Raw genomic sequence first — 22874 nt, 5'->3', positions numbered from 1 at the left:
CCCTCTTTCTTGATGAACACGGTCATTTCATCGGAATGCCAAATTTTCCCGGTATTAACTTTGTTCTTCTCAACGTAGTGTGCAAGCAGTTTCAGATACTTCTTGATCCAGCGCATCGGCGTGGTCTGTGCGACCTCAATTTCATGGAACTGCTTGAGGTGGTCGGCAATCTTACGAAGACTCACACCCTTGAAATAAAGATCCAGGGCGAGGGTAATGATCTTCGGGTCGTGCTTCATGTGCTTGAAACCCTGATTCTCCACGAACGTATAGTTGCACGCGCCGCACCGGTACCGCTGCGTCTTACCGAACCGTGTTTTCCGCAGCCCATATTTGAGAACGGTTGTACTTGAGCACATGGGGCAGGTGATCCCGTGCCAGACATGGGGTGCTTCTGCGCGCGGGGCGTCTTTCTCGATTGCCTCTTTGAGCTCTAAGGAGAACTGGACAGCGTAGATGTGTTTGCATATCTGGTGGCGGTAGACGTGATCGGGACAGTCGCACGTCCATTCGTACTTGAATCCGCCGCGCCCATACTGTTTCCGGTTGACGCGGTAGAATGCGTGTTCTTTCGACTGTGACTTGACGTACCAGACGTTCTTCTTGATTTTCTTGATATTTTCCGGTTCGGAGAGGATCACAAGCCCCCTCATCTCACGCGGGGTTGTAATTTTTTTCATCTTTGTTTACCTCTATATTTACCTATAACTTATAATATAATAAAGGTTTGGGTAAATCCATAGGTAAATAAAATTATATACTATGGGGTAAATATAGAATTGCATGGCACGGAATCCAAAATCAAATGAATCAATCCTCAATCCTGCGACGAGTTCTGGGAGTTCGCTTCGCACGACAGTTCCGGCTTTCATTAAGGACCAGTTCAATTTAAAAAAGGGCGATAAGTTCCGGTGGTCAATTGATGGAGAGCGATTGGTAATTGAGATTTTAAAAATTTAATTTAAATACTCTTTTTCCAACCATATGCCATTAAAATAACACCGACCAGTCCAAAAAATAAAATCAAGATTGTATTTGGTGAGAAAATGGATGTAGAAGGATCTATTGATAAAAGAGCCCCAATTGCAGCTCCAAAAAGAATACCCCCATAAGCGTCGATTTTCTCAAAAAACCCGTACTTTGTGTGTGCTGTGAGATATCGATTTGCTGCATCAACATCCGCTTCAGATATTATGTCCCCTTTGTGTCTCAACGAAGCAGTTGCGGACTCATTTATTAAGCTTAAAATAAAATTTGTAACATGTTTTCGAAAATCTATAAATGCTCTTTCTGAAAAAATCTGTTGGTCTAATAAGATTAATTTTCTGTTTATTTCGTCAATATCAGGAATTAATTCCTGTTCTATTGCTGTTTCATTAATCATGTTTATCACTCTTGTTTTTTAAGGGATTCAGTTTGCACTCGATTAATACTCTATCAACAATATCTTTGGCGCTATATGCAAATATTTTAACTTTATCTTCGGCCAAGATTTGTGAATATTTATTAATTCCAATAGATGCTACAAAAAGGATATATGCAACAATTAAATATCCGATTCCAACAGTTAAAAAGACAGGATTATTAGTAAAAAACCACATTAAGGTAAAAGGCACGGCCAATAATGCCAATCCCATACTGTAGAACTTCGTTATTTTGAGAATCTTTCTTACAAATGTTAATAATTCCATTGTTCGACTATAATATCCTTTAAATATATTTATTGTTTGGATCTTAAAAATTCGCCAACGAATCTTTCTTAGTTCATCAACCATCAATCAGCACCCCCCTTGAAATACCGATTTTTTGGTTGTTGATTGATAGGAGTTGAATTGGTTCCAATTTGACAGGACGACCTTTTGAACCAACCGCGTGCAACACCCGTGCCAAAAAAATAGAGGCCAACCGCGAACGCAACAGAACCTTACTTATCGATCAGTTCGATGAGTTCGGAACCGTTCTCAAGGGTGTGTAACTGGTTCTCACCGATAATAAGGGTTCTTCCGACCTTTTTTTTCTTGTTGTAGTCGGTTATGACGCACATTGCGCGCGTGTGGGCGATTTCGGAGATGCTGCCGATGAGAGCGGCGCGCCGGACAATCTTCTGGGCGGGGCCGTACCCGGTGAGAATCAGTTCCTCGTGGAATTCGGCAAGCGCCTGAAACGGTGCACGCTGCATCGCGTGGAGTTTCAGTCCCATCCGTTCCAGATCCGACGGCACACTTCCGCTCGGGGGGGCGAACCGGTGTCCCACCGGGGAGGACTCGTACGAGAGAAGATCTATCGCCTCGACAATTGCGGTGTCAAATATCTCCTCGATTCTGACCGCGATATCGAGCGTCGTTCCCATACCGCTCTCGTACTTGCTGATTGTTCTCCGTGAAACACCGAGCACATGGGCCAGGTCTCCGAGAGACATCTGCTGCTGTTCACGCAGTTCCCGGAGCAGTTCGCCGTTGATATTGACGTACAGGCCTCCCGGCGAGGCATAGACCAGCGGAGGGATATGCTCAACCAGGAAGTCGTACAGGGTCGACACATTGACCGCGACGATTCCGTACCTGAGGTAGATGGCCCCGCGCTCGAGTTCCGCATCCCGCGCCCGCTCCCCGACAATCAGAGGAGTGCCCTTCAGGCACCGGGCGATGAGGGAAAGATCCTGTGCCACCTCTTCGGTGACACTGTCGATATGGGCAACCACCTTGATGACGAGGGGCTGTTCATCCTGCCGTGCGATCAGATCGAAACTGCGGGGGCGCATATCACAGCGCTCTGATACCTGATACTCACCCATGATCAGTACGCTGATGACCATCTGGAGCAGTTTCTGTTGTGACATCTGCCGTACGAATCGATATAGAATGAGAACAATATAAAACTCTGGGTTATGCTCATCGGCATCGACGACACCGATTCTCCTTCCGGCATGTGCACCACGTATATCGGGGCGCTCCTCGTACGGTGCCTCGGGGAAGCGGGCTGCACCGTCCGCGAAGCCCGCCTGATTCGCCTGAACCCGAATGTCCCCTACAAAACGCGGGGGAACGCTGCAGTGTGCATTGTGGCCGAAGGGGATGCAGAGCGTGCCTTTCAGATTGCCTGCGGCCTCGTGGATACATATGCGGATCTTGCCTGCAACGGTACGAATCCGGGAGTCGTCGTCGTTTCCGAACCCCCTGATTCCGCGTTTTACTACCGTGCGCTCCGCGAATTTTGCGGAATCGACGAGGCCGTCCGGCTCTGTGAGGCGGCGGGTGCACGGTTTCGCGGGTGGAAAAACAGACGCGGCCTGATCGGAGCATTTGCGGCGGTTGCAAGCGATCTGCCCGATATGACCTGGGAATTCCTTGCCTACCGGGATGCAGCCGTCACCGGAGTGCGTGACGTCGATCCGGCGAGCATTTTTGCCGCCGATGAGGCGACATATCCTCATACCTGGGATTCGGTGGACCGGGAAAACGGTGTTGTCGTCTGTGTTCCCCACACGCCCGATCCTGTCCTCTTCGGCATCAGGGGCGAAAGTCCGGCATGGGTCTCCCTTGCGGCAGGGATGATCCGGTCCGAACCCTCCGTCCTCACTCAGATCTACCGGACGAACCAGGGCACCGATGCGCATATTATTCCGGGCCGGGCGGGCGCCCTCGCAGAGGGATGCTCATACCGCCTGCAGGGAACCGTGGCGGCCCCTCCAGTCACCCGGCGGGGAGGGCACATCTCCCTGATTCTTGACGATGCGGGTGTTCCGGTGCGGTGCATGGCCTATGAACCGACAAAGGGCTTCCGAGACCGGGTCCGGTCCCTCATCCCCGGCGACCGGATCTGTGTTCAGGGTTCGTGGAAAGGGGGCAGCATCAATCTCGAAAAGATACGCATCGATGCCCTCGCCCCGAAAACGATCATCCGGCCCCCACTCTGTCCGGCGGGCCACGGGCGAATGACCAGTGCGGGTGCCGGGAAGGGGTACAAGTGCCGCCGGTGCAGTCTCCGGTCCCCGTATCCCGACGTGACGGACCTTCCGCGGGCACTCGCGCCCGGGTGGTACGAAGTTCCGCCCATGGCCCGGCGCCATCTCGCACTGCCTCTCGTCCGGAAGAGACTCCTCCATAATTAATGCTATATTATTTACAAAGGAAGTTTTTTAATATATTGTGGTGTACCTATTGATGGTGGTCCGATGTTTTCATTCACCAACGAAAACGTATACGCATTGTACATGACCGTACGATGTGAAACGGAACCGATGATTAACAACGTCCAGCGGGAAGCTGTCCACCTGCTTGGCACACTGGCGCACAATGGGAATGCGGATGCCCTTGCCGCCTTGCACAACCTTGCACGCACCCCGAACCTGCATCCCCTGCTTGCGGAGATGGTACGGGAAAGACTGGTAGTTCCTGAACCGGTTTAAAAAGGATCACCACCGAAATTTCGCCTGCTTACACAGCGGGGCATAAAAACCGTCTGATGGAATCACTGTAACGAATGGCGGGACGGACCGGAAACCACCCTCAGATCCATTTCCGGCAGCCATCACCACGGCGCACTCAATTCCCCGTGCGGGGAATTCATCCCGCCCCGCCATCCGTTCTCTCTTCACCTGTCCCATTCCCCTCTTTTTCTGCCGTGAACCGACCGGTTCCCGGCCTTTGGCATACCGGTACCTTGGGGGGTCCGCCCGTTCCACCGCGGTGTTAATCGCGGATGAGATGCAATTCTTGTGCACGAAGGCAGTCCGGAGGATGCGAGATCATGGAATGGGGGGATGCGGTGGTGCAGGCGAAAATCAGACCTGGGATGACGGTCGGGGAACTGGTCGAAGAGATGGGCAAATCGGGCGCGTACAACGCAGGTTCGCTCTGGCACGCGGCGAATATCTACGAGGCGATGCTCCGCGATGCGGAGGCGGTGAAATTCGTCGGGCTTGCAGGCGCAATGGTCCCGGGCGGTATGGGGGGGATCATCACCGATCTCATCGATCGCGGGCATGTGGACGTGCTGGTCTCGACCGGCGCGAACCTGACCCATGATATCATCGAGGCGATCGGGTGTTCCCACTACCACGGTACTGCGCGGTGTGACGACGTGATGCTGCATGAGGAAGAGATCAACAGGATTTACGACGTCTATCTTCCGAACGAAGCCTTCGTCAGGTTTGAAGAATTTATGCAGGGTATCTTTTCGGAGCTTCCCGGCGGCAGTTCGCTCTCCATCGCCGATCTCCTGCACACCATCGGCATGCAGCTGTCCGGGGGCATTCTCGCGACGGCTGCCGCCCGTGATATCCCGGTCTACTGCCCTGCCATCCAGGACTCGATGATAGGGCTCCAGTACTGGCTTTTCGATCAGACGCATTCGGTGACGATCGATGCGTTTCGCGATATGCACGGCCTCATGGACAGGTGCTTCTCCGCGAGGCGTGCGGGTGCGCTGCTCATCGGGGGCGGTGTTCCGAAGAACTACATCTTTCAGAGCATGCTCATGACGCCGGAGGGATTCGATTATGCGGTGCAGCTGACCGGGGATCGCCCCGACCTGGGCGGACTGTCGGGCGCAACGCTCGAAGAAGCGAAATCATGGGGGAAGATCACCGGTGAAGCCCGTGCGATGACCGTGTACGGCGATGCAACGATCACCCTGCCCCTGCTCGTGGCCGCCGTGCTGGAGAGGATGGCAGAATGACCGACCTGATCCTTGCACTGGATGTGACGGGCCCTGATGAGGCGCTTGCGATTGCCGAAGTATGCGCCCCTCTTGTCGACCGGATCAAGCTCGGGTATCCCCTCATACTGGCCGCCGGCCTCGGCATCGCCGGTGAGATCGCCGCATTCGGGTGTCCCCTCATCGCGGACTTCAAGGTCGCCGACATCCCGAATACAAACCGCCTGATCGCCGAACAGGTCTTCGATGCCGGATTTTCCGCGCTGATAACCCATGCATTCACCGGATCCGATTCGGTATCGGCGTGTGTGGAAGTCGCCCATAACAACGGGGGCGAATGCTATGTCGTTGCCGAGATGAGCCACCCGGGCGCTGTCGAATTCTTCCATGGCGGGACCGCGGAGCGCCTTGCAGAGACGGCAGTCCTGTGCGGTGCGGACGGCATCATCGCTCCTGCGACCCGTCCCGATCGGATTCGTGCGCTCCGGCAGGTGATCGGAGAGAGGAAAATCCTGTCGCCCGGTGTGGGGGTACAGGGTGGCCGGATGGAAGAGGTGCAGGCGCTGGTGGACGGCGTGATTGTGGGCAGGTCGATCTACGGGGCCCCGGATCCCGCAGCCGCGGCCCGGTCATTTGGCGCGCTCCGCCGATGATGAGCACTCCGCACCGAGGCCCTCCGGGGCCGGTGACGAACCCTATGAGTAGACTGAGGCGGACGTTTCCGTGGCACTGCCGCGGAATAAACACATAAATACTAAGGAATTAAGGTTATGAGCATGAACTGGACTCCGGAACAGCGGAAACTGGCCGAACGCTACGGCTCTCTCGACGAGATCCCGGTGGCCGAACGGCGGTACAAATGCCACACGTGTCACCATGTCGTGGACGAGTCGCCCTGCCCCTGCTGCGGGGAAACGCACCTCGAGGTGATGTGCCCTCTCGACCACTGCCACTGCTCCCATCATATCATCGAGCGCATCGATTACTGCCCTCTCTGCGGACAGGCGATCTGCCCCGAGTGCGGCAGCCATGATGTCACCCAGGTCTCCCGCGTGACCGGCTATCTTGCGGATGTGGGTGGCTGGAATTCGGGAAAACAGCAGGAACTTAAAGACCGGGTCCACTATTCTGTTTCATGAGGTATTATATCGCGGATTCCACTCTTTTTCTTCGCGGTTTATTCACTGCCGTGAGCACGGGCGCAGGCGGGGGGCTCGCACGTGTTTCGACGATTGTCAATCATACCGTATCCGCCGATTTCCGGGAGGACGATCCGACGCGGTATCTGGAGGTGATTGTGGCGGCGGAAGGCCTGCCGCCCTCGTTCTTCGGCCTGCTGACTGCGGTGTCCATGAACGCACTCTGCATCCTGCAGTATGATTTTATCACGGTCTTCGTAACGGCAGGTTTCAGTCCGGGGCACACGGACGGCGCGGGAACGATAAATATCATCGTTCACAGTAACGAGGGTTTTTCTGACGCGGCATTGCTTGGGGCTGTTATTACCGCGACCGAGGCAAAGGCGGGGGCGCTTGCCGCAATGGGGCGTGCCTGTACCGGTACGCCGACAGATGCCGTCGTGGTTGCCTGCGATGCCTCAGCCGTCCCGCGACACCGGTATGCCGGTCCTGTCACGCCCGCCGGCAGCCGGGTGTATGAGGCGGTATCCTTCGGTGTCCGGGAAGCGCTGATGCGCCATGAGGGGCAGATTCGGCGCAGTACAGCCTCATTTTTCATCTTCAGCCGGTTCGGCGGGGAGCACTGGGTGGAGTGGAAACCCGATGCATGCCCGTGGTACCCGTGCCACTATCCGGGGCAGTCCTGCGAGTTCTGCTATTGCCCTCTCTATCCCTGCGGGGATCCCGCTCTCGGAAAAGAGGTTCTCAGTTCGTCGGGCGGCACGGTATGGAGCTGCGAAGACTGCACGCTGCTCCACGACCCCGGCACCGCCGCATACCTGAGGCGGAACCCGGAGGCATCGCTCGGGGAGCTCAGGCGAAGAAGGAAAAAAAAGTGATGTAACTGCCTGCGTTATTCGCTGATACCGAGCGCATTCAGGAGCTCGGCGAGCGGAATGGCGTGCGCCTGGGCGGCTTCGCGGATCGTCTCCCCCTTTGCCATCGCGCATCCGAGGCATCCCATCCCGAATCTGAAGAAAATGTCCGCTGCTTCCGGTTTTTCCCGAAGAACATCCATAATCATACTGTCTGCACTTAAAACCATGGGATCAATATATGCGGGCACTTCTACTTAAACATTCAAGTCACCCGGCGGTACGGGGCATCCGCGGTTTTTCACTTTCACACCACAAAATAAGATCTTTAAATTCCCAGCACAGCGAATATCTGGGTGGAGATGTGAATATGGATTCGGTTCCTGATGTTGTTGAAAGAATCTCCCGTAAAATTGAAGAGAAGGGGGTCAGCGTATCCCGTGAAAAGGTCGGCAGCAAACTCAACCTGCTGATCTCGGATTTCGGCATCCCTCCCGAGGAAGCGGAGCGTGTCGTCACGAACGAACTCATGCGCGAATATAATCTCTCACCGTCATCGGGCGGCGGGGGACAGGTGCAGCAGCGCGAGATCAGGGACGTGGGCGCCGGCGAGTGGGTGACCATCGAAGGCAAGGTCGTTTCGGTTTCGGAGCCCCCGTCACCATCGATCGCCCAGAGCGGCATCATCGCCGATTCGTCAGGTGCGATACGGTTTGTGATCTGGGCGAAGGCGAATGCGCCGCTTCTCCAGGAACGGAGCTGGTACCGGCTCGAGGCCGCCGTGGTCGACGAATACCGGGGAGTCCCCAACCTGAAAATCCATTCGGGTACGACGATTGTGCCTCTCGAACATGACCGTGCGCTTATCCCGTCCGTCGTTCCCATATCCGACCTGAAACCGGGCGTCGGGAGCATCCGGGCCAAGTTCATCGAGGAATGGGAACCGCGGCACGAGCGGATGCTTCAGTCCGGGATACTGGGCGACGAATCGGGAACTATAAAATTCGTCCTCTGGAACGACGGGGATAGGGAAAAACTCAGACTGAATACTGTTTATACGATCTATTACGCATCGGTCGAGGAATTCAACGGCAGGCTGTCGCTGAACCTCAGCACCGGGATGTACTCGGACGAGGAGATAGACATCGAAGTAGCCCGCGGGACGCACGAGGCATCCGGTGTCATCGCCCATCTGGGACCGGGTTCCGGCCTCATCAGGCGGTGTCCTGTCGAAGGCTGCAACAAGGTCCTGTCCCGCTACAACGAATGCCCGATTCACGATGTCCAGAAAGAGTTTCGCTGGGATCTCCGCATCACCGGCGTGATCGACGACGGGGAGGAGGCCACCAACGTCTTAATCCAGCGCGACGTCGCGGAAGCACTCAGCGGAATGACGCTTGAGGAGGCTGTTTCGGTTGCGGAGAACAATCCGCTCGGATTTGACGACGTCCTCGACCGCATGAAGCAGGCCGTTACGGGACGGTATGTGCGGTGCCGCGGCAATGATATGGGCGGAACGATCCTTGTCCGGGAATGTTTCCGTACCGCCTTCGATGCGACGCGCCATGCAGCGCTCCTGAACCGGGCAGCCGTCACCCCGGGAGGTGACCGGTAATGTCGGTACCGGATCGGCTGGCTCGATTCAGGCGCGAACCCGCCCGCCGGATCTTCGCATCCGAGCTGCGCGAGTCACGCCTCCAGTTCAAGGACGGCAACGATGAAAAGAGCCCGAGTTTTGTTCTTCTTCCCACCGGGGAGCGCTCCAACCGCATATTTCTCGTCGGTAAAATGACCCAGAAGGATAAGAAGGGTGACCAGAATGTGTTTTACACTATCCGGGTCGAGGATACCACCGGTATATTTTTCGTAAACGCCGGGAGTTATCAGGATGAAGCGATGCGCCAGATCCGCCAGATCGAACCGGGCGGATATGTGGCGGTTGTCGGAAAACCGACCGTGAGGACAACCCCTGACGGCTCTGTTTTTGTCTCCGTGCGGGCGGAATCGGTCACTCCCGTCGATGAGGAGACATTTCGGATCTGGACGCTCGACACCGCGGAACAGACTCTCGGGCGTCTCGACCGGTTCGGAGAAACGGAAGATTCGGTGAAGGCCCGGGAATTTTACACCACCGACTCCCTGAAGTACCGGCAGATCGTGTACGATGCCCTCGTCAGGATACAGCCCTGATTCTTTTTTTCGGACCTTTTATTCCGGTGTTGTGCGGCGCCTTCCTTTCCACTCCCCTTTCAGTTCCGGGTAGTCTGCGAGGATTTTACTGACAGTGCTCCGTGAAACGGCAAATTTTCTGCAGATAGCCGAAATGCTCTGCCCGTCCCTCCGGGCTGAAAGGAGTTCCTGGATCTTCGGTGCATCAAGCGCCCGGGGGCGCCCGATGGGCCGTTTCTTTTTCTGGACGGACGGAGCCCTTTTATCGGTCCTGTCCGTATGGCGGTAAAAATCAAGAAAAACGATGAAGTCGGCGAGCGCATCCCGCTGCTGGTCCGGGTCTCCACGGTATCCGATGAAATTGTGATCCGCCCATATGACAACGAGCCCCCTGTCGACGAGTGCTCTCAGCTCCCTGACACAATAATCGCAGTTGCGTGAAAATTCAGGGAGGCTGTAGATTATAATAGTCCGTATCCCATTATCAAGCGCAAATTCGATCATCCGCTGATATTCGTCCCGCTTTTCGGGTGGTTTCGAGGATTGGCGGTAATCGTGGAAAGTTTTCCTGACCGAAAATTTGTATTTGCAGAATTGCTCGATAGCATCTTTCTGGTGTTTAAAATCGCTTTTTTTTCGAGTGCTCAAATATACAACCGAATCTTCCTTCATTAATGAGATGGTTTTTAACCCATTATATAAATATGTTTACATGCTAACCGGCGCTGTGGGAAAAAAGGAGGGTTATTGTATATCCTGAGAGGCGGCAGGCCGCTTCCGCCACCTCTTCCACGAATCGACGACATCTTTTCCTTCGAGAAAGATAAGACCATGCCGTTTTGCATATTTCCGTGCATCTTCCTTGGAGAGTGCCCTGCCGGTTTCATCGTCAAGCATCTCGCAGACCGTAACCGACGGAGTTATCCCCGCCATTTCGGCGAGCGCTATTGAGAGTTCCGTCTGCCCGCAGCGCTGTTCGAGGAGGGCATCGGCGGCGCGAAGGAGGGGGACATGGCCGGGTGTCCGGAATTCCGCCGCAAAGTCGTGGCCTCCTCCGTTCAGCGACTGTTTTACCTGGTCCGCAACCCGTGTGATGGTGAGCGCCCGGTCGTTGTCGGTAATTCCGGTAAACGTCTTGCGGTGATTCACCCACAGGGAAAACGAGGAGTGATTTTTCCGATCGTAGGGAATTTCCCCCTCTTTTTCTGCAAAATCGGTCGTTTGGAGGATGTCGCTCGCAAACGGAAGTCCCAGCCGTGCCGCCGCTTCGGGGTGGACTGCGGTGCAGATCAGTCCGCCGGCATCCTTCCGCATCTGAAGAATATGGCGCCGGGTCACCGCATCAGATCGGATAATGAGATCCGTCTCCCCCTCGCGGTCGTCAAAATCATACAGCAGAATGAATTCTCCGTTTTTCAACGCTTCAACAGCTCTGTCAATCATGTGGCCACCTCGACCGTTACACTGTCCGTTTCCTGCAACCCCAGCTCTTTCCGGAGTTCTGCGGGCGAGATTATCTCGATGATGTCCTCCGGGTAGTGAGACCGGCCGGGCACGACGATAGCACAGGGATAATCACCGATTGTGCAGGGGAGGCATTTTGCACTCCCGAATGTTCTTCCGTCGGCGATAAAGCCCTCGATAGGAACCCAGCGGTATCCTTCGAGCTTTTTTCTGATGCCGATGCTTGCAGGCCAAAGCCTGATATTCAGCGTTCCCGGAAAGGGCTCAAAGCCGAGTTTTTCGACGAATTGACTGTGGTATCCGGGGATGCTCACGTAATAACGTCCTTCCCCGAGGCCGTCAATCACGATTCCATGGAGGATCGTGTGCCCCGATGTGTCCTCGAAAATGCTGCGGTAATCCGCATATTCGTTTGAGAGAGTATCTCCGCCTGCTTCCGTGATGGCGATGTACTGGCCGTCAGCCCTGATGGAGCGCGTGATCATCCCCTGTGCTTCAAGAGAGATCAGCCGTCGTGAGGCGGTCTGCGGGCTGATGCCGAGCTCTTTTCCGAGCGACTGCGACGAGACCCGCACCTGCCCTGACAGACCCCGCAGGAGCGCGATGGATTTCAGGCACTGGAGTTCCTCTGCCATTACCATGGATATCAAAATTGAGATGCATACTATATATGAGTTTGGACGGGTGCGCGACCCCCGATGTCGTGGAATGTCGAAGTGACATTCGCTAATTATTTAAATCCGCTTCACGCATCTATTTACCATGAAATCCGGGCTGCGGCATCAGCTTGCCGAGAAGATGGCAGGTGAAATTACGCTTTCGGACTCTCCCGGCCAGGCACTCAAAAAGTGGCGGATGAACTTCAATATTCCGCAGGGAGTGCTCGCAGAGCACCTTCAGGTATCGCCTTCCGTGATCAGTGATTACGAGGGGGGAAGGCGGAAAAGTCCGGGCACCGCAGTCGTCGGAAAGATTGTCGACACGATTCTCAGCATCGATGAGGCGCATGGTGGCAAAAGCATCAAGAAATTCGCCAAAATTCTCTACAGTGAGTTTGACGAAGACGTGATCTACGACATCCATGACTACGCCTCACCGGTCCCGCTCGGCATGATCGCCGAGGCGATCTCCTGCGAGCTGCTCTGCGGCTCGATGGATCAGCAGATCTACGGGTATACCGTAGTCAACAGCCTCAATGCGATCCTGCAGCTCTCAGCAAACGAGTTCAACAAAATCTACGGCTGGAGCACAGAGCGCGCACTGATTTTTACGAATGTTTCAGGCGGCAAGTCTCCGATGGTGGCGATACGCGTCACCCCGTTCAAACCGCGTTCGGTAATTCTTCAGGGAATCGATGTGGAGCATGTGCATCCGCTCGTCTCCCGTCTTGCGGAACGCGACCGGATCACGGTGCTCTGCACGCGGCTTGAAATACCGGAGATTGTCGGAATTCTGAGGGACAAACCATGGTAGGCATTGTTACATACGGCGCATACATTCCGCGCTATCGTATCCGTATCGGGGAGATTGCACGGGTATGGGGCGCCAACGCAGACGATATCAGCGGCGGACTCGGTGTTTACGAGAAATCCGTCCCCGATCTGGATGAGGATACGATCACGATCTCCGTTGAGGCGGCACGAAACGCCCTCCGGCGCCGATCCATCGATCCGGAAGGCATCGGTGCCATCTATGTCGGGTCGGAATCCCACCCGTATGCGGTCAAGCCCACCGCCTGCACGGTGGGCGAGGCGATCGGCGCCACCCCCGCGATGACGGCGGCAGACTACGAATTCGCCTGTAAGGCAGGTACTGCAGGTGTCCAGACCTGCATGGGTCTCGTAAAGAGCGGGATGATCCGCTATGGCATGGCGATCGGGGCCGATGTGGCACAGGGCGCTCCGGGTGATGCGCTGGAATACACGGCTGCGGCAGGCGGAGCCGCCTTTGTCATCGGCAACGACGATCCGATTGCGGTCATCAACCACACGTGCTCCTTTACAACGGACACTCCTGACTTCTGGCGACGGGAGGGCCAGTCATTCCCGCGCCACGGCGGCCGTTTCACCGGTGATCCCGGATATTTCAAGCATGTGCAGGGCGCCGCCCGGATGCTGTTCGATCAGATTGGCACGAACGCGGCCGATTACGACTATGCTGTCTTCCACCAGCCCAACGCCAAATTCCCCCAGCGTGTCGCGGGCATGCTCGGTTTCTCACGGGAACAGCTGGCACCCGGTCTCGTTGTGCCGACACTCGGCAATACGTACAGCGGGGCCTCGCTTATCGGACTCGCCGCGACACTTGATCACGCCGGACCCGGAGACAGGATATTCGTCACCTCCTTCGGCTCGGGCGCCGGGAGCGATGCTTTCGACATCGAAGTCACGGACGCGATCACCTCGGATCTCTTTACCCTCGGGGCCGCCTCCACCGTTACGGAGCTCCTCTCAAACCCGATTTATCTCGACTATGCACAGTATGCCAAACACAAAGGGAAGATCGTGATGCAATAATGAGAAAAGTCGCAGTTATCGGTGTCGGATGCACACCGTTCGGTGAAAAATGGGAGACGTCCTTCCGGAATCTCTTTGTTGATGCCGGGGCCCGTGCACTTGAGGATGCGGGCATATCCGGCGAACAGATCGACGAACTCTTTGTCGGAAACATGAGTGCGGGCCGTTTTGTCGAGCAGGAGCATATCGGTGCACTGATCGCGGATTATGCGGGGCTTGCCACAAAACACGTTCCCTCCACCCGTGTCGAGGCGGCGTGCTCGTCGGGGGGCCTCGCGTTCCGGCAGGCGGTTACGGCGGTCGCAAGCGGCAATGCCGATATCGTGGTCGCGGCAGGAGTGGAGAAGATGACCGACGTCGGCACCGGTGCGACGGTGGACACGCTGGCGGGAGCTGCCGACCGCGAATGGGAAGGGTTCCCCGGGGCGACATTCCCCGGCCTGTACGCGATGATCGCACGGGATTATATGCACCGGTTCGGGCTCACCCGCGAACAGCTTGCCATGGTCGCCGTGAAAAACCACAGGAACGGTGCAAAGAATCCCAATGCGCAGTTCCAGAAGGAGATTACGATCGACACCGTGATGCAGTCGTCACTTGTCGCCGATCCCCTGCGCCTCTTCGACTGCTCCCCGATCACGGACGGTGCCGCAGCGGTCATCGTCGCTCCGCTGGAACGTGCCCGTGAATTTACCGACACGCCAGTGCAGGTATTGTCGAGCGCACAGGCAAGTGACACCATTGCCCTGCACGACCGGCGTGACATCAGCACGCTGGACGCAACCGTCGCCGCCGGCAACCGCGCGTTCCAGCTTGCCCGATGCGAACGGAAGGATATCGACATGATTGAGGTGCACGACTGTTTCACGATAGCGGAGATCTGCGCCATCGAGGATCTCGGGTTCTGCAGCAAGGGTGATGCCGGAAGGCTGACAGAAGAGGGGTACACCGCACTTGACGGCACGCTTCCGGTGAACCCGAGCGGCGGCCTGAAGGCATGCGGCCACCCCGTGGGCGCCACCGGCATCAAGCAGGTGTACGAGATTGTGACGCAGCTTCGCGGCGAGGCATCGGGCCGCCAGGTGGACGGAGAGATTGGTATGGCCCACAACGTCGGCGGCACGGGTGCCACCGTCGTGTGCAGTATTCTGGGGGTGATCTGATATGTCGGTCGCACGATTCTGGAGGAAACAGCCCCAGCGGTATAACCTGATCGGAACGCGCTGTGAAACCTGCGGGACTGCGTTCTTCCCTCCCCGGAGCTTTTGTCCGGAGTGCAGGCGCGACGGCAGAATTGTGGAGCATACGTTTGCGGGAACGGGGAAGGTCGTTACCTTCACCGTGATCAGGACCGCGAGTGAAGCGTTTGAGCTTCTTACTCCCTATGTCCTCGCGATCGTCGAACTTGACGAGGGGGCACGGCTCACCTCGCAGATCGTCTGCAGCCCCGACGAAGTCTTTATCGGGATGCCGGTGAGAAACGTGTTCCGGAAGCTCGGCTCCGACGGAGAATCCGGACCTCTCTATTACGGGACAAAGTTCATCCCCGCCCTATAACTTTTTTACCGGTTCCTCATCTCCACATCATAGACCGCATGGTGCTGCGCGGGTGAATAGGACCTGACTTCCCGTTCGGTGATCCGTCCGCCCGTCATGTTCCGGAGGAGAGGGAGATATTCGCCCGTTTCGGACTGGAGCACATAGAAATGAATGGTCCCGCCGTCCCTGCAGAGGCGTGCCGCGCTTCCGAGGAATCCGGCGGCGGAGACGGGAAGGTTCATGATGATCCTGTCGAACGCCCGTGGGAGAACGCCTGCGAGGTGGCCGGCATCGGCGAGGACGGGCACGACATTCCGCCGCCGGTTCAGCATGATGTTCTCCGCCATCAGGTGCACGGCCGCGGGATTGATGTCGCACGCGTACACCACCCGTGCATGTGCCGCGAGTGCGACGGCGAAGGGTCCGACCCCCGCAAACATGTCAAGCACCCGCTCGCCGGTCTCCAGCAAACCGGCAATATGCTGCCGCTCGTTTGCGAGACGTGCGGAGAAGTAGGCGACGGCGAGATCGATCTCGAACCGCATGCCGTACTCGGTGTACCGGGTGCGGGTCGTGGTCTCACCCGCAAGTACGATGAACCGGCGTGTCCTGTAGGTCCCCTCCACAGCGCTTTCCGGGTAGAGGACCGTGTGCAGGCCGGGGCGGGCCCGGAGCAGGCGGCTCGCCTCCTCCGGGTCATTTTCCTGCATGATGGCAATGCCGCCCACCAGTTCGTGGCGGGGCAGGTTCTCCGCGACAGGGTGCGGCTGGAAATCCGCCCGGCCTGTGGCCCCCTCCGCCCGAAGCACCGGAAACAGGATACGCCCGCCGTCTCTGCGGGGTCGGAGTGTCCGGTCCAGGATCCCCCGTCCGAGGAGATCCTGCCGTACGGTTTCCGCCTCTCCCGGCTCCACTGCCACACACCACTGTTCCCGTGTTCCGGTCATTCCCATCCCTCTTATGCTGTCAGGGTGACATGTATGCATGGAAGATTATCTCGGGAGGCTAAAAAAGGGGACACTGAAGCTCTACGCACTGGAGCAGGAACTCGCCCCCGAAGAGGCCGTTCGGGTTCGCCGGACGTACGTCGGAGGGGAGACGGGAGCCGATCTTTCCGCACTCGGGAAATACTCGATCGGCATCGACCGTGTCGTGCAGCGCAATTGCGAGAACATGATCGGTGTCGTACAGGTTCCCGTCGGAGTGGCAGGGCCGATCGCTCTCAACGGCGAGTATGCCACAGGATCCTACTATCTGCCCCTTGCCACCACCGAAGGGGCGCTCGTCGCATCCGTAAACCGTGGCTGCAGCGCCATTAGCCGGGCCGGCGGTGCGGACGTGCGCATCCTCCGCGACGGTATGACCCGTGCCCCGGTGTTTTCCACGCGGGATGTCGATCACACGCTGCGCACCGTCCGGTGGGTGGAGGCGCATATCGACGACCTCCGCGCCGCCGCCGCGGAGACGACGCGCCACGGCCGCCTTCTGGATATCCTGCCGGTTGTCACGGGTACGAATGTATTCCTCCGGATGGAATTCGATACGAAAGATGCGATGGGCATGAACATGGTGACGATTGCGAGCGAGCGGATTGCCGGGGTCGTGGAGCGGGAGACCGGGGCGCGGCTTATCGCCCTCTCCGGAAACGCGTGCACCGATAAAAAACCCGCTGCCATCAATGCCATTCTTGGTCGGGGCAAGACGGTGCTTGCCGGGGTTTTCCTGACCGACGAGCAGGTACAGGGGATCTTCAAGACCGATGCGGCGACACTGGCGGACGTCAACAACCGGAAAAACCTGGTGGGCTCGGCGCGTGCCGGGTCGCTCGGCTACAATGCCCACGCGGCGAATGTCGTGGCGGCCATGTACATCGCCTGCGGGCAGGATCCCGCCCATGTCGTCGAAGGGAGCAGCTGCATCACCACGGTCGACCGACAGGAAGGGGGTGTGTATGTTTCCGTGACCCTCCCGGCAGTGCAGGTGGGGACGGTGGGCGGCGGGACCGGCATCGACACGCAGGCTGCCTGCCTCCGTATGCTCGGAGTCGCCGGCGGCGGCGATCCGCCGGGGAGAAACAGCAAAAAGTTCGCCGAGATCATCGCAGCCGGTGTGCTTGCGGGAGAACTCTCTCTCCTCGGCGCACTCGGCGCCGGCCACCTCGCACGGGCGCATGCCAGGCTCGGCCGGGGATAATGCCCTACACCCGGTACCACTTCATCATGACGGCGGCGGTCTCTCCGTCGGAGTAGTATTCGGCAACCATGAGCACCTGCCTGTACCCGAGCCGGTGGTAAAAGGAACGTGCACCCGTATTGGTCTCCCGGACTTCAAGCGAAACGGCGGTGGCCCCTTCCAGCATGCATACCTGCTCGACATGCCGCACCAGCATGCTGCCGATCCCCCTGTGCCGGTATTTCGGGCTGACCGCGAGGTTCATGATATGGCCATACCGCTCCACGCCGGTGTTTTCAATTCCCGCTGCAATAAACCCGGCAATGCAACCCCCATCCTCCACGACAAAACAGGTTGACGGATAATAGGCAAGCGCCTCGAGAAATGTCTCCCGGTTCCAGGGATCCGGAAACGATTCCCGCTCGATGATCTCGATTGAGGGCATGTCCTCAAACCGTGCGCTCCGCAGACGCAGCTTATCTTTTCCGGGCATCGGCATTGCTCGTGGGATATGCATATGTAGGTTCGCCGTACACATTAGTGTAGTCTTTTCAGAAATAGCATGGCGGTTTTTCTCATGGTGGCGCTCTATCGTTTTGCGGCTCTTCGGCCGGAACACTCGAAATCAGCTGTTATCCCTTCGGTTCCCTACGACGTGGTCAGCACCGAAGAGGCGCGGGAAGCTCTTCGAATAAATCCTGACTCGTTTTTCCGTGTCATCCGCTCCGATGCGCTGCTGCCCGGACTGGCGCCGGACGACGGGCGCGTCTACGAGACGGCACAGAAGAATTTTAACGACATGGTGGCAGCGGGACTCTTCGTCCGCGATCAAAAACCCGGGATGTACATCTACCGCGTCAAGCAGGGGGGAGCCATCTATACGGGGCTTGTCGCCTGCCCGTCAGTCACGGATTACGCGGAAAACCGCATCCGGCGCCACGAACACACGCGATATGACAAGGAGGAGGATCGCACCCGCCACATCGATGCGACGAATGCCCATACCGGGCTCGTGGTCCTCCTGTACCGTGACACCGGGGATATTTTCGATTATCTCGCCTCGATCGTACCGGATCGCGAACCCGATGCGTGGGTGAAGACCGGGCAGGGTGTCGTACACGAGATCTTTTGCATCACCGACGAGGAGGTGCTCGCCCGGATCGAGGAGATGTTTGCCGGTGTCGATGCCCTTTATATTGCGGACGGGCACCACCGGGCCAAGTCCGCGGTGACGGTGGCGGAGAGGCGACGGAACCTCGGTACATATACGCCGGGGGCAGGAATGTTCATGGCGATTCTCTTTGCGGAGAACCGTGTCAGGATACACGGCTACAGCCGCCTTGTAACGGATCTTGGTTCGTATACGCCGGAATCCTTCCTGCACAGACTCGCGGACTTTTTCGACGTGAAACCCTACGGGGAGATCGACGACACGGTGGTGTGCATTCCTCCGCTTCGCGAATCGCATGTGCCGGTGCATATCGTCCATATGTACCTCGGGGGCGTCTGGTACGAACTCTCCCGCCCGGTCGCGAACCCGAACGACCCCGTCGATTCGCTTGACGTCGCAATGCTGCAGGAGACCGTCATGGAAGGTCTCCTCGGCATCAGCGATCCCCGGGGCGATCCGCGGCTCCAGTATCTCGGAGGCGCCCGCCCTCTTGCCGATCTTCAGCAGAAGGTTGATTCCGGTGAATTCGCCGTTGCGTTCTCGATGCAGCCGGTACCTATCTCAACCGTGCTCTCGATTGCCGACAGGGGCCGTGTCATGCCCCCGAAATCAACCTGGTTTGAGCCGAAACTCCTCAGCGGTCTCGTTGTCCACACTCTCTGACGCGGGCAGGTGCCGGTGCGGATCACAATCTTTTCGTGTGCAGGAGCCGATCTCTTCTTTCCATGATTAGCATCGCACTCCCAAAAGGTAGCCTTGAACAGCAGACACTGCAGCTGTTTAAGGAGGCGGATCTCGAAGTGCGCAGAACAGATCGCGACTATAACCCGAAAATCAACGACGTACGTATCGGCAAAGTGAAAATACTCCGCCCACAGGAGATTCCCCGGTACGTGCAGATGGGATATTTCGACTGCGGCATTGCCGGAATCGACTGGGTTCGCGAATCGGGAGCGACCGATGTCGTCGAGGTGGCGGATCTGTCCTACAGCAAAACCGGCGAGGGAAACGTGAAAATCGTCGTGGCGGTTCACCAGAGCGAACCCATCGATGATGTCTCCCAGATCCGGCCGAAAAGCCGGGTGACGACCGAGTACCCCGAGATTACACGTCAGTTTTTTGAGCGGGCGGGAATTGATGTCGAGCTCTTTCCGTCGTATGGCGCCTCGGAAGCGAAAGTGCCTGATTTGATGGATGTGGTGGTGGATCTGACGGAGACGGGGAGCACGCTCCGGAAGAACGGGTTGAAAATTATCGGCGAGATCATGCAGTCGCACACCGCCATTCTCGCGAACCGGGAGGCGCTTGCAGATCCCGTGAAGAAAAAGGAGATCGAAGAGATCCGGACGCTTCTCCTGGGAGTGATCGAGGCACGCAATCAGGTGCTGCTCTCCCTCAACGTGCCGGCGGCTGTGCTGGAGCGCGTCATATCCGTTCTTCCGGCCATGAAGACACCGACCGTCTCCCGGCTGCACGGCATCGACTATTTCAGTGTCCAGACGGTGGCACAGAAAGGGCAGGTCAACGATCTCATTACCCGGCTGAAGGATGCGGGTGCGGAAGATATTCTCGAAATTCCGATTACAAAAATTGTGCGGTAGGGATTTTTTGCCCCCTTCCTATTCTATTCCCCATCCCCTGCCGTAGCTGCCGGCGCAGGGGATGCAGACAACGTTACCATCGCGGATCCGGGCGCGGGATTCGGCCACCGTCTCCCCGCACGACGTGCAGATCGCCGTGGCGAACAACCGTGCGGGTTCCGGGATCGTGACGTGGGTCGGTGTCACGTCAAGCAGTTCGTCGTCAGGTAGTGCCAGGAGTGCGTCGACGACATCCCTCGTGCGGCGGAGCATTTCGACTTCTTCACCGGGTTTGGCATCACCGTCCCTGACCCTTGTGCGCAATGCCGGCAGGCCGGGATCGAGGGTCTCGGTCGATAATGGTTTCACGGCAATGCGCACCCCTCTGCCCGACGGACGGAGGAAGAAGGTGTACACGGACTTGCCGAAATCACGCAGGATAAGATTTCCTTTCCCGACGGTACATCCGGTGACGACCTGAATGGCGTCGATCCCGCAGGCATCGTTTTCGACTACAGCGACAAGCTCCTCGTCCTCCGCCCTGCCTTTCCGGCATTCTTCCAGGGCACGTCTGGCGACACGGTACCCGAATGCAAGTCCGGGGCAGACGTGCCCATGGAATGAAACGGCATCGTCAAAGGAAGCCGGTGCTCCGGAAGTAACACGTGTTGAGAATTTTTTCATACGTATGTGTGTGCCGGGACGACATTTAAGGATTTACGGGAGGGCAGATTGGTTAACGCTACTGGTAATCAATAGTAAAAAATTATATATAGATTGTATGGACACTATTGTCTGTGAACTTGCCGGCAGCCATCCGGGGCAATAAACGCCATGTTACGGTCATTTTGGTGCCAGGCGCCGGTATCCGGCTCGATTGGCGTGCGTGCACCGGATCGCTCGCCGCCATTACCTGTCAGGGATTATTCGCCGCACGATAATACAAGGGAAGGATATCTGCTATGCATGCAAGGAACGCTGTGATAATTTTTCTCGTAATCGCCTTCAGCGTCATAGGCGGCTGTACCGGGGGGGCGCCGGTGGAGGCACCCCCGCCCGGAGGCACATCCGCCATTACCGGCATTACCGCACCGGAAGAGGACGGATACGTGTCGTTGGACCTCGCAATGGACACCCTTGCGCTCTACGACGCGGAAGAGCTGCTTTCCACGGACGGTATGGCCATTCACATGGTGTCCGGTACGGGGGTTGACGCCACAGGAAATGCGAAACGCTGGATGCTGGGTGCGACCCGGGGATATGAGGCGTTCATCCTGATCTATGAAGGCGGTGAGTGGCGCGAGTATCCGTGGGGAGGAGCACTTCCTGAACAGGCGATCAACCTCACGACAATCGTCATCCCTTCTGAACTCTACCGGATGCAGGCAGGGCAGATACGTGCGCTTCTGGAGGCGGAAGATGCCGGAGAGACAGAGCTCCTGCTGTCCGGCGGGATATACACAATCGAGGTGCAGGGAAGAGACCGGCGGACGTCTCTCCACCTGAATGCGGTTACCGGGGATGTGATACCACGCGCCTGAAAGATGACAGCGGAATGCTTTCGGTGGATTTTCTCGCCGGATTTACGATATTCATCGTAGCACTGATTATGGTCATAAATCTTGTTCCGGGCATACTCGTCGGCATCCAGAGCGAGCCTATCGACTACGATGCCGTCGCATACCGGACTGCGGTCATCCTGCTCGAAGATCCCGGCTGGGGATATGACCGGAATGCCAACACGAGCACAAGCCGCTGGGAGCAGCAGCTGACATTCAAGGCCGACATTTCACGGTTCGGTCTTGCCGTATCGAAGGAAACGCCCAATATCCTCGCCAGAAATAAGATTGATACGTTTTTCAACGATGCGTTCTTCACCCGCGATGACTATGAACGGAAGGCGATCTTCGCGGACCTCCCGTACGCACCCTACGCCTACAATATCGCACTGTCCGTTGATGGCGATCCCACGATCATGATAGGCGATCCCGTGCCGAAGGTGAGTTATGGGTATATGCGGCGCTTCGTGAAAGTCAAGGAACATACGAGCATGACAATCCAGTCGGGTGCCCATACTGCAGCTGTCCGGACCAATGAGACAAATCCTCCGTCCGATCCCCTCAGTCACACTACGCACATGTCGGTGATCCTGAACTATACGGAACTCAACGATCTCACGGTGGGAAATGCCTACGACATCAATCCCTATACCGATAACGTCACGATCATCGTCGACGGGTTCAGGCCGGCGCTGGAAACCCTCGGCCATTTCTCAAATATGACACAGGTGACATTCGTTTCCGTCAACCTCTCGAAGTGGAACGTCCCGGCCGCCGGTTCCATTCCCCCCAGCTGGCTGCATCTGGACGGCGCGCTCCAGAACTACCTGCTGTATAACGAGACGACCGCCGACCCGCACGATCGGGATGATCCGTTCTTCGTGCTGAATTCCTCGGAGATCGGGCTGGAACTCCTGCCGCCGCTCCCCTTCGCGGAGGACCCTGATGCCCGCATCTGTGTCAACTTCACGTTCCGCTATGACTGGTCCAGCAACCAGACGGCGGACGGGCAGCACCATTTCCTGTTCAATAACGATACGTTCGAGTATAACC

The 22874-nt window shown here is 57.2% G+C and carries 29 protein-coding genes; 17 read left to right on the top strand and 12 right to left on the bottom strand.

Features of this window, described 5'->3' with window-relative positions; genetic code table 11:
- The 4 genes from APR53_01795 to APR53_01780 all read right to left on the bottom strand — a co-directional run.
- A partial coding sequence (locus APR53_01795) for a hypothetical protein (protein ID KQC03061.1) occupies positions 1 to 680 on the bottom strand: 680 nt, incomplete at its 3' end.
- A 281-nt stretch (positions 681 to 961) separates the two neighbouring features.
- Entirely contained in the window at positions 962 to 1384 is a 423-nt protein-coding gene (locus APR53_01790; GenBank protein KQC03060.1) for a hypothetical protein, read from the bottom strand.
- Entirely contained in the window at positions 1377 to 1691 is a 315-nt protein-coding gene (locus APR53_01785) for a hypothetical protein (GenBank protein ID KQC03059.1), read from the bottom strand. The genes APR53_01790 and APR53_01785 overlap by 8 nt, the downstream gene beginning before the upstream one ends.
- Before the next feature lie 233 nt (positions 1692 to 1924).
- Positions 1925 to 2839 (bottom strand): transcriptional regulator, encoded by a 915-nt coding sequence (locus APR53_01780; protein KQC03058.1) that lies wholly within the window; start codon positions 2837 to 2839, stop codon positions 1925 to 1927.
- Positions 2840 to 2887: 48 nt separating this feature from the next.
- Between APR53_01780 and APR53_01775 the strand changes: the two genes are divergently transcribed.
- Both APR53_01775 and APR53_01770 read left to right on the top strand, forming a co-directional pair.
- Positions 2888 to 4111 (top strand): tRNA(Ile2) 2-agmatinylcytidine synthetase, encoded by a 1224-nt coding sequence (locus APR53_01775; protein ID KQC03057.1) that lies wholly within the window; start codon positions 2888 to 2890, stop codon positions 4109 to 4111.
- A gap of 63 nt (positions 4112 to 4174) precedes the next feature.
- Complete coding sequence (locus APR53_01770) at positions 4175 to 4408, top strand: hypothetical protein (GenBank protein ID KQC03056.1); 234 nt, start codon at positions 4175 to 4177, stop codon at positions 4406 to 4408.
- Between the two features lie 6 nt (positions 4409 to 4414).
- Here the strand turns inward: APR53_01770 and APR53_01765 are convergent, their stop codons facing one another.
- The gene (locus tag APR53_01765) at positions 4415 to 4723 is read right to left on the bottom strand and encodes a hypothetical protein (protein ID KQC03055.1); all 309 of its coding nucleotides are present in this window, start codon (positions 4721 to 4723) and stop codon (positions 4415 to 4417) included.
- A 26-nt stretch (positions 4724 to 4749) separates the two neighbouring features.
- Between APR53_01765 and APR53_01760 the strand changes: the two genes are divergently transcribed.
- The 4 genes from APR53_01760 (at position 4750) to APR53_01745 (ending at position 7675) form a co-directional block, all read left to right on the top strand.
- Positions 4750 to 5679 (top strand): deoxyhypusine synthase, encoded by a 930-nt coding sequence (locus APR53_01760; GenBank protein KQC03054.1) that lies wholly within the window; start codon positions 4750 to 4752, stop codon positions 5677 to 5679.
- Positions 5676 to 6311, top strand: a complete 636-nt coding sequence (locus APR53_01755; protein ID KQC03053.1) for an orotidine 5'-phosphate decarboxylase — start codon at positions 5676 to 5678, stop codon at positions 6309 to 6311. Before APR53_01760 ends, APR53_01755 begins: the two co-directional genes overlap by 4 nt.
- A gap of 123 nt (positions 6312 to 6434) precedes the next feature.
- Positions 6435 to 6797 (top strand): oxidoreductase, encoded by a 363-nt coding sequence (locus APR53_01750; GenBank protein KQC03064.1) that lies wholly within the window; start codon positions 6435 to 6437, stop codon positions 6795 to 6797.
- Positions 6794 to 7675: a hypothetical protein gene (locus APR53_01745; protein KQC03052.1), complete on the top strand. Its 882-nt coding sequence runs from the start codon at positions 6794 to 6796 to the stop codon at positions 7673 to 7675. The genes APR53_01750 and APR53_01745 overlap by 4 nt, the downstream gene beginning before the upstream one ends.
- 14 nt (positions 7676 to 7689) lie before the next feature.
- Here the strand turns inward: APR53_01745 and APR53_01740 are convergent, their stop codons facing one another.
- Positions 7690 to 7881, bottom strand: coding sequence for a disulfide oxidoreductase (locus APR53_01740; protein KQC03063.1), 192 nt, complete (start codon positions 7879 to 7881; stop codon positions 7690 to 7692).
- Positions 7882 to 8021: 140 nt separating this feature from the next.
- Between APR53_01740 and APR53_01735 the strand changes: the two genes are divergently transcribed.
- Together APR53_01735 and APR53_01730 are read left to right on the top strand one after the other, a co-directional pair.
- Positions 8022 to 9266 (top strand): nucleotide-binding protein, encoded by a 1245-nt coding sequence (locus APR53_01735; GenBank protein KQC03051.1) that lies wholly within the window; start codon positions 8022 to 8024, stop codon positions 9264 to 9266.
- Entirely contained in the window at positions 9266 to 9841 is a 576-nt protein-coding gene (locus APR53_01730; GenBank protein KQC03050.1) for a nucleic acid-binding protein, read from the top strand. The genes APR53_01735 and APR53_01730 overlap by 1 nt, the downstream gene beginning before the upstream one ends.
- Positions 9842 to 9859: 18 nt before the next feature.
- Here the strand turns inward: APR53_01730 and APR53_01725 are convergent, their stop codons facing one another.
- The 3 genes from APR53_01725 to APR53_01715 form a co-directional block, all read right to left on the bottom strand.
- Complete coding sequence (locus tag APR53_01725; protein KQC03049.1) at positions 9860 to 10492, bottom strand: hypothetical protein; 633 nt, start codon at positions 10490 to 10492, stop codon at positions 9860 to 9862.
- 72 nt (positions 10493 to 10564) lie between these two features.
- Positions 10565 to 11263: a 3,4-dihydroxy-2-butanone 4-phosphate synthase gene (locus APR53_01720; protein ID KQC03048.1), complete on the bottom strand. Its 699-nt coding sequence runs from the start codon at positions 11261 to 11263 to the stop codon at positions 10565 to 10567.
- Positions 11260 to 11925, bottom strand: coding sequence for a riboflavin kinase (locus tag APR53_01715; GenBank protein KQC03047.1), 666 nt, complete (start codon positions 11923 to 11925; stop codon positions 11260 to 11262). Before APR53_01715 ends, APR53_01720 begins: the two co-directional genes overlap by 4 nt.
- Before the next feature lie 121 nt (positions 11926 to 12046).
- On the opposite strand from APR53_01715, the gene APR53_01710 reads away from it, so the two are divergent.
- The 4 genes from APR53_01710 to APR53_01695 are packed head-to-tail and all read left to right on the top strand — an operon-like array spanning position 12047 to position 15357.
- Positions 12047 to 12757, top strand: a complete 711-nt coding sequence (locus APR53_01710; protein KQC03046.1) for an XRE family transcriptional regulator — start codon at positions 12047 to 12049, stop codon at positions 12755 to 12757.
- Entirely contained in the window at positions 12751 to 13800 is a 1050-nt protein-coding gene (locus APR53_01705; GenBank protein ID KQC03045.1) for a hypothetical protein, read from the top strand. The genes APR53_01710 and APR53_01705 overlap by 7 nt, the downstream gene beginning before the upstream one ends.
- Entirely contained in the window at positions 13800 to 14963 is a 1164-nt protein-coding gene (locus APR53_01700) for an acetyl-CoA acetyltransferase (protein ID KQC03044.1), read from the top strand. The genes APR53_01705 and APR53_01700 overlap by 1 nt, the downstream gene beginning before the upstream one ends.
- Position 14964: 1 nt before the next feature.
- Entirely contained in the window at positions 14965 to 15357 is a 393-nt protein-coding gene (locus APR53_01695; GenBank protein KQC03043.1) for a transcriptional regulator, read from the top strand.
- A gap of 5 nt (positions 15358 to 15362) precedes the next feature.
- Here the strand turns inward: APR53_01695 and APR53_01690 are convergent, their stop codons facing one another.
- Positions 15363 to 16292, bottom strand: coding sequence for a methyltransferase (locus APR53_01690; protein KQC03042.1), 930 nt, complete (start codon positions 16290 to 16292; stop codon positions 15363 to 15365).
- Between the two features lie 31 nt (positions 16293 to 16323).
- Here APR53_01690 and APR53_01685 point away from each other — a divergent pair, with 31 nt between their 5' ends.
- Positions 16324 to 17532 carry a 3-hydroxy-3-methylglutaryl-CoA reductase gene (locus APR53_01685; GenBank protein ID KQC03041.1) on the top strand — a complete coding sequence of 403 codons (1209 nt, stop codon included), beginning with the start codon at positions 16324 to 16326 and terminating at the stop codon, positions 17530 to 17532.
- 4 nt (positions 17533 to 17536) lie between these two features.
- On the opposite strand, the gene APR53_01680 is transcribed toward APR53_01685, so the two are convergent.
- Positions 17537 to 18010 (bottom strand): ribosomal-protein-alanine acetyltransferase, encoded by a 474-nt coding sequence (locus APR53_01680; GenBank protein KQC03040.1) that lies wholly within the window; start codon positions 18008 to 18010, stop codon positions 17537 to 17539.
- 78 nt (positions 18011 to 18088) lie between these two features.
- On the opposite strand from APR53_01680, the gene APR53_01675 reads away from it, so the two are divergent.
- Entirely contained in the window at positions 18089 to 19345 is a 1257-nt protein-coding gene (locus tag APR53_01675; GenBank protein KQC03062.1) for a hypothetical protein, read from the top strand.
- Between the two features lie 62 nt (positions 19346 to 19407).
- Positions 19408 to 20283, top strand: a complete 876-nt coding sequence (locus APR53_01670; GenBank protein ID KQC03039.1) for an ATP phosphoribosyltransferase — start codon at positions 19408 to 19410, stop codon at positions 20281 to 20283.
- A gap of 18 nt (positions 20284 to 20301) precedes the next feature.
- On the opposite strand, the gene APR53_01665 is transcribed toward APR53_01670, so the two are convergent.
- On the bottom strand, positions 20302 to 20946 hold the full coding sequence (locus tag APR53_01665) for a formylmethanofuran dehydrogenase (protein KQC03038.1): 645 nt from the start codon (positions 20944 to 20946) through the stop codon (positions 20302 to 20304).
- Between the two features lie 278 nt (positions 20947 to 21224).
- On the opposite strand from APR53_01665, the gene APR53_01660 reads away from it, so the two are divergent.
- Together APR53_01660 and APR53_01655 are read left to right on the top strand one after the other, a co-directional pair.
- Positions 21225 to 21803, top strand: coding sequence for a hypothetical protein (locus tag APR53_01660; protein KQC03037.1), 579 nt, complete (start codon positions 21225 to 21227; stop codon positions 21801 to 21803).
- A gap of 14 nt (positions 21804 to 21817) precedes the next feature.
- Positions 21818 to 22874, top strand: a 1057-nt coding sequence (locus APR53_01655) for a hypothetical protein (protein KQC03036.1), incomplete at its 3' end; no start/stop codon positions are given.

Source organism: Methanoculleus sp. SDB (genome assembly GCA_001412355.1).
GTDB lineage: Archaea > Halobacteriota > Methanomicrobia > Methanomicrobiales > Methanomicrobiaceae > LKUD01.
The sequence above is the reverse complement of the archived record's forward strand: the minus strand, read 5'-3'. Positions and strand labels throughout refer to the sequence as shown.

Coding starts and splice junctions, on each gene's coding strand:
- APR53_01775 (KQC03057.1), top strand. CDS start 2,888: ATGCTCATCGGCATCGACGACACCGATTCTCCTTCCGGCATGTGCACC.
- APR53_01695 (KQC03043.1), top strand. CDS start 14,965: ATGTCGGTCGCACGATTCTGGAGGAAACAGCCCCAGCGGTATAACCTG.
- APR53_01740 (KQC03063.1), bottom strand. CDS start 7,881: ATGGTTTTAAGTGCAGACAGTATGATTATGGATGTTCTTCGGGAAAAA.
- APR53_01755 (KQC03053.1), top strand. CDS start 5,676: ATGACCGACCTGATCCTTGCACTGGATGTGACGGGCCCTGATGAGGCG.
- APR53_01750 (KQC03064.1), top strand. CDS start 6,435: ATGAACTGGACTCCGGAACAGCGGAAACTGGCCGAACGCTACGGCTCT.
- APR53_01665 (KQC03038.1), bottom strand. CDS start 20,946: ATGAAAAAATTCTCAACACGTGTTACTTCCGGAGCACCGGCTTCCTTT.
- APR53_01685 (KQC03041.1), top strand. CDS start 16,324: ATGGAAGATTATCTCGGGAGGCTAAAAAAGGGGACACTGAAGCTCTAC.
- APR53_01785 (KQC03059.1), bottom strand. CDS start 1,691: ATGGAATTATTAACATTTGTAAGAAAGATTCTCAAAATAACGAAGTTC.
- APR53_01730 (KQC03050.1), top strand. CDS start 9,266: ATGTCGGTACCGGATCGGCTGGCTCGATTCAGGCGCGAACCCGCCCGC.
- APR53_01675 (KQC03062.1), top strand. CDS start 18,089: ATGGTGGCGCTCTATCGTTTTGCGGCTCTTCGGCCGGAACACTCGAAA.
- APR53_01700 (KQC03044.1), top strand. CDS start 13,800: ATGAGAAAAGTCGCAGTTATCGGTGTCGGATGCACACCGTTCGGTGAA.
- APR53_01690 (KQC03042.1), bottom strand. CDS start 16,292: ATGGGAATGACCGGAACACGGGAACAGTGGTGTGTGGCAGTGGAGCCG.
- APR53_01660 (KQC03037.1), top strand. CDS start 21,225: ATGCATGCAAGGAACGCTGTGATAATTTTTCTCGTAATCGCCTTCAGC.
- APR53_01725 (KQC03049.1), bottom strand. CDS start 10,492: ATGAAGGAAGATTCGGTTGTATATTTGAGCACTCGAAAAAAAAGCGAT.
- APR53_01760 (KQC03054.1), top strand. CDS start 4,750: ATGGAATGGGGGGATGCGGTGGTGCAGGCGAAAATCAGACCTGGGATG.
- APR53_01670 (KQC03039.1), top strand. CDS start 19,408: ATGATTAGCATCGCACTCCCAAAAGGTAGCCTTGAACAGCAGACACTG.
- APR53_01790 (KQC03060.1), bottom strand. CDS start 1,384: ATGATTAATGAAACAGCAATAGAACAGGAATTAATTCCTGATATTGAC.
- APR53_01735 (KQC03051.1), top strand. CDS start 8,022: ATGGATTCGGTTCCTGATGTTGTTGAAAGAATCTCCCGTAAAATTGAA.
- APR53_01780 (KQC03058.1), bottom strand. CDS start 2,839: ATGTCACAACAGAAACTGCTCCAGATGGTCATCAGCGTACTGATCATG.
- APR53_01770 (KQC03056.1), top strand. CDS start 4,175: ATGTTTTCATTCACCAACGAAAACGTATACGCATTGTACATGACCGTA.
- APR53_01680 (KQC03040.1), bottom strand. CDS start 18,010: ATGCCGATGCCCGGAAAAGATAAGCTGCGTCTGCGGAGCGCACGGTTT.
- APR53_01715 (KQC03047.1), bottom strand. CDS start 11,925: ATGGTAATGGCAGAGGAACTCCAGTGCCTGAAATCCATCGCGCTCCTG.
- APR53_01705 (KQC03045.1), top strand. CDS start 12,751: ATGGTAGGCATTGTTACATACGGCGCATACATTCCGCGCTATCGTATC.
- APR53_01710 (KQC03046.1), top strand. CDS start 12,047: ATGAAATCCGGGCTGCGGCATCAGCTTGCCGAGAAGATGGCAGGTGAA.
- APR53_01745 (KQC03052.1), top strand. CDS start 6,794: ATGAGGTATTATATCGCGGATTCCACTCTTTTTCTTCGCGGTTTATTC.
- APR53_01720 (KQC03048.1), bottom strand. CDS start 11,263: ATGATTGACAGAGCTGTTGAAGCGTTGAAAAACGGAGAATTCATTCTG.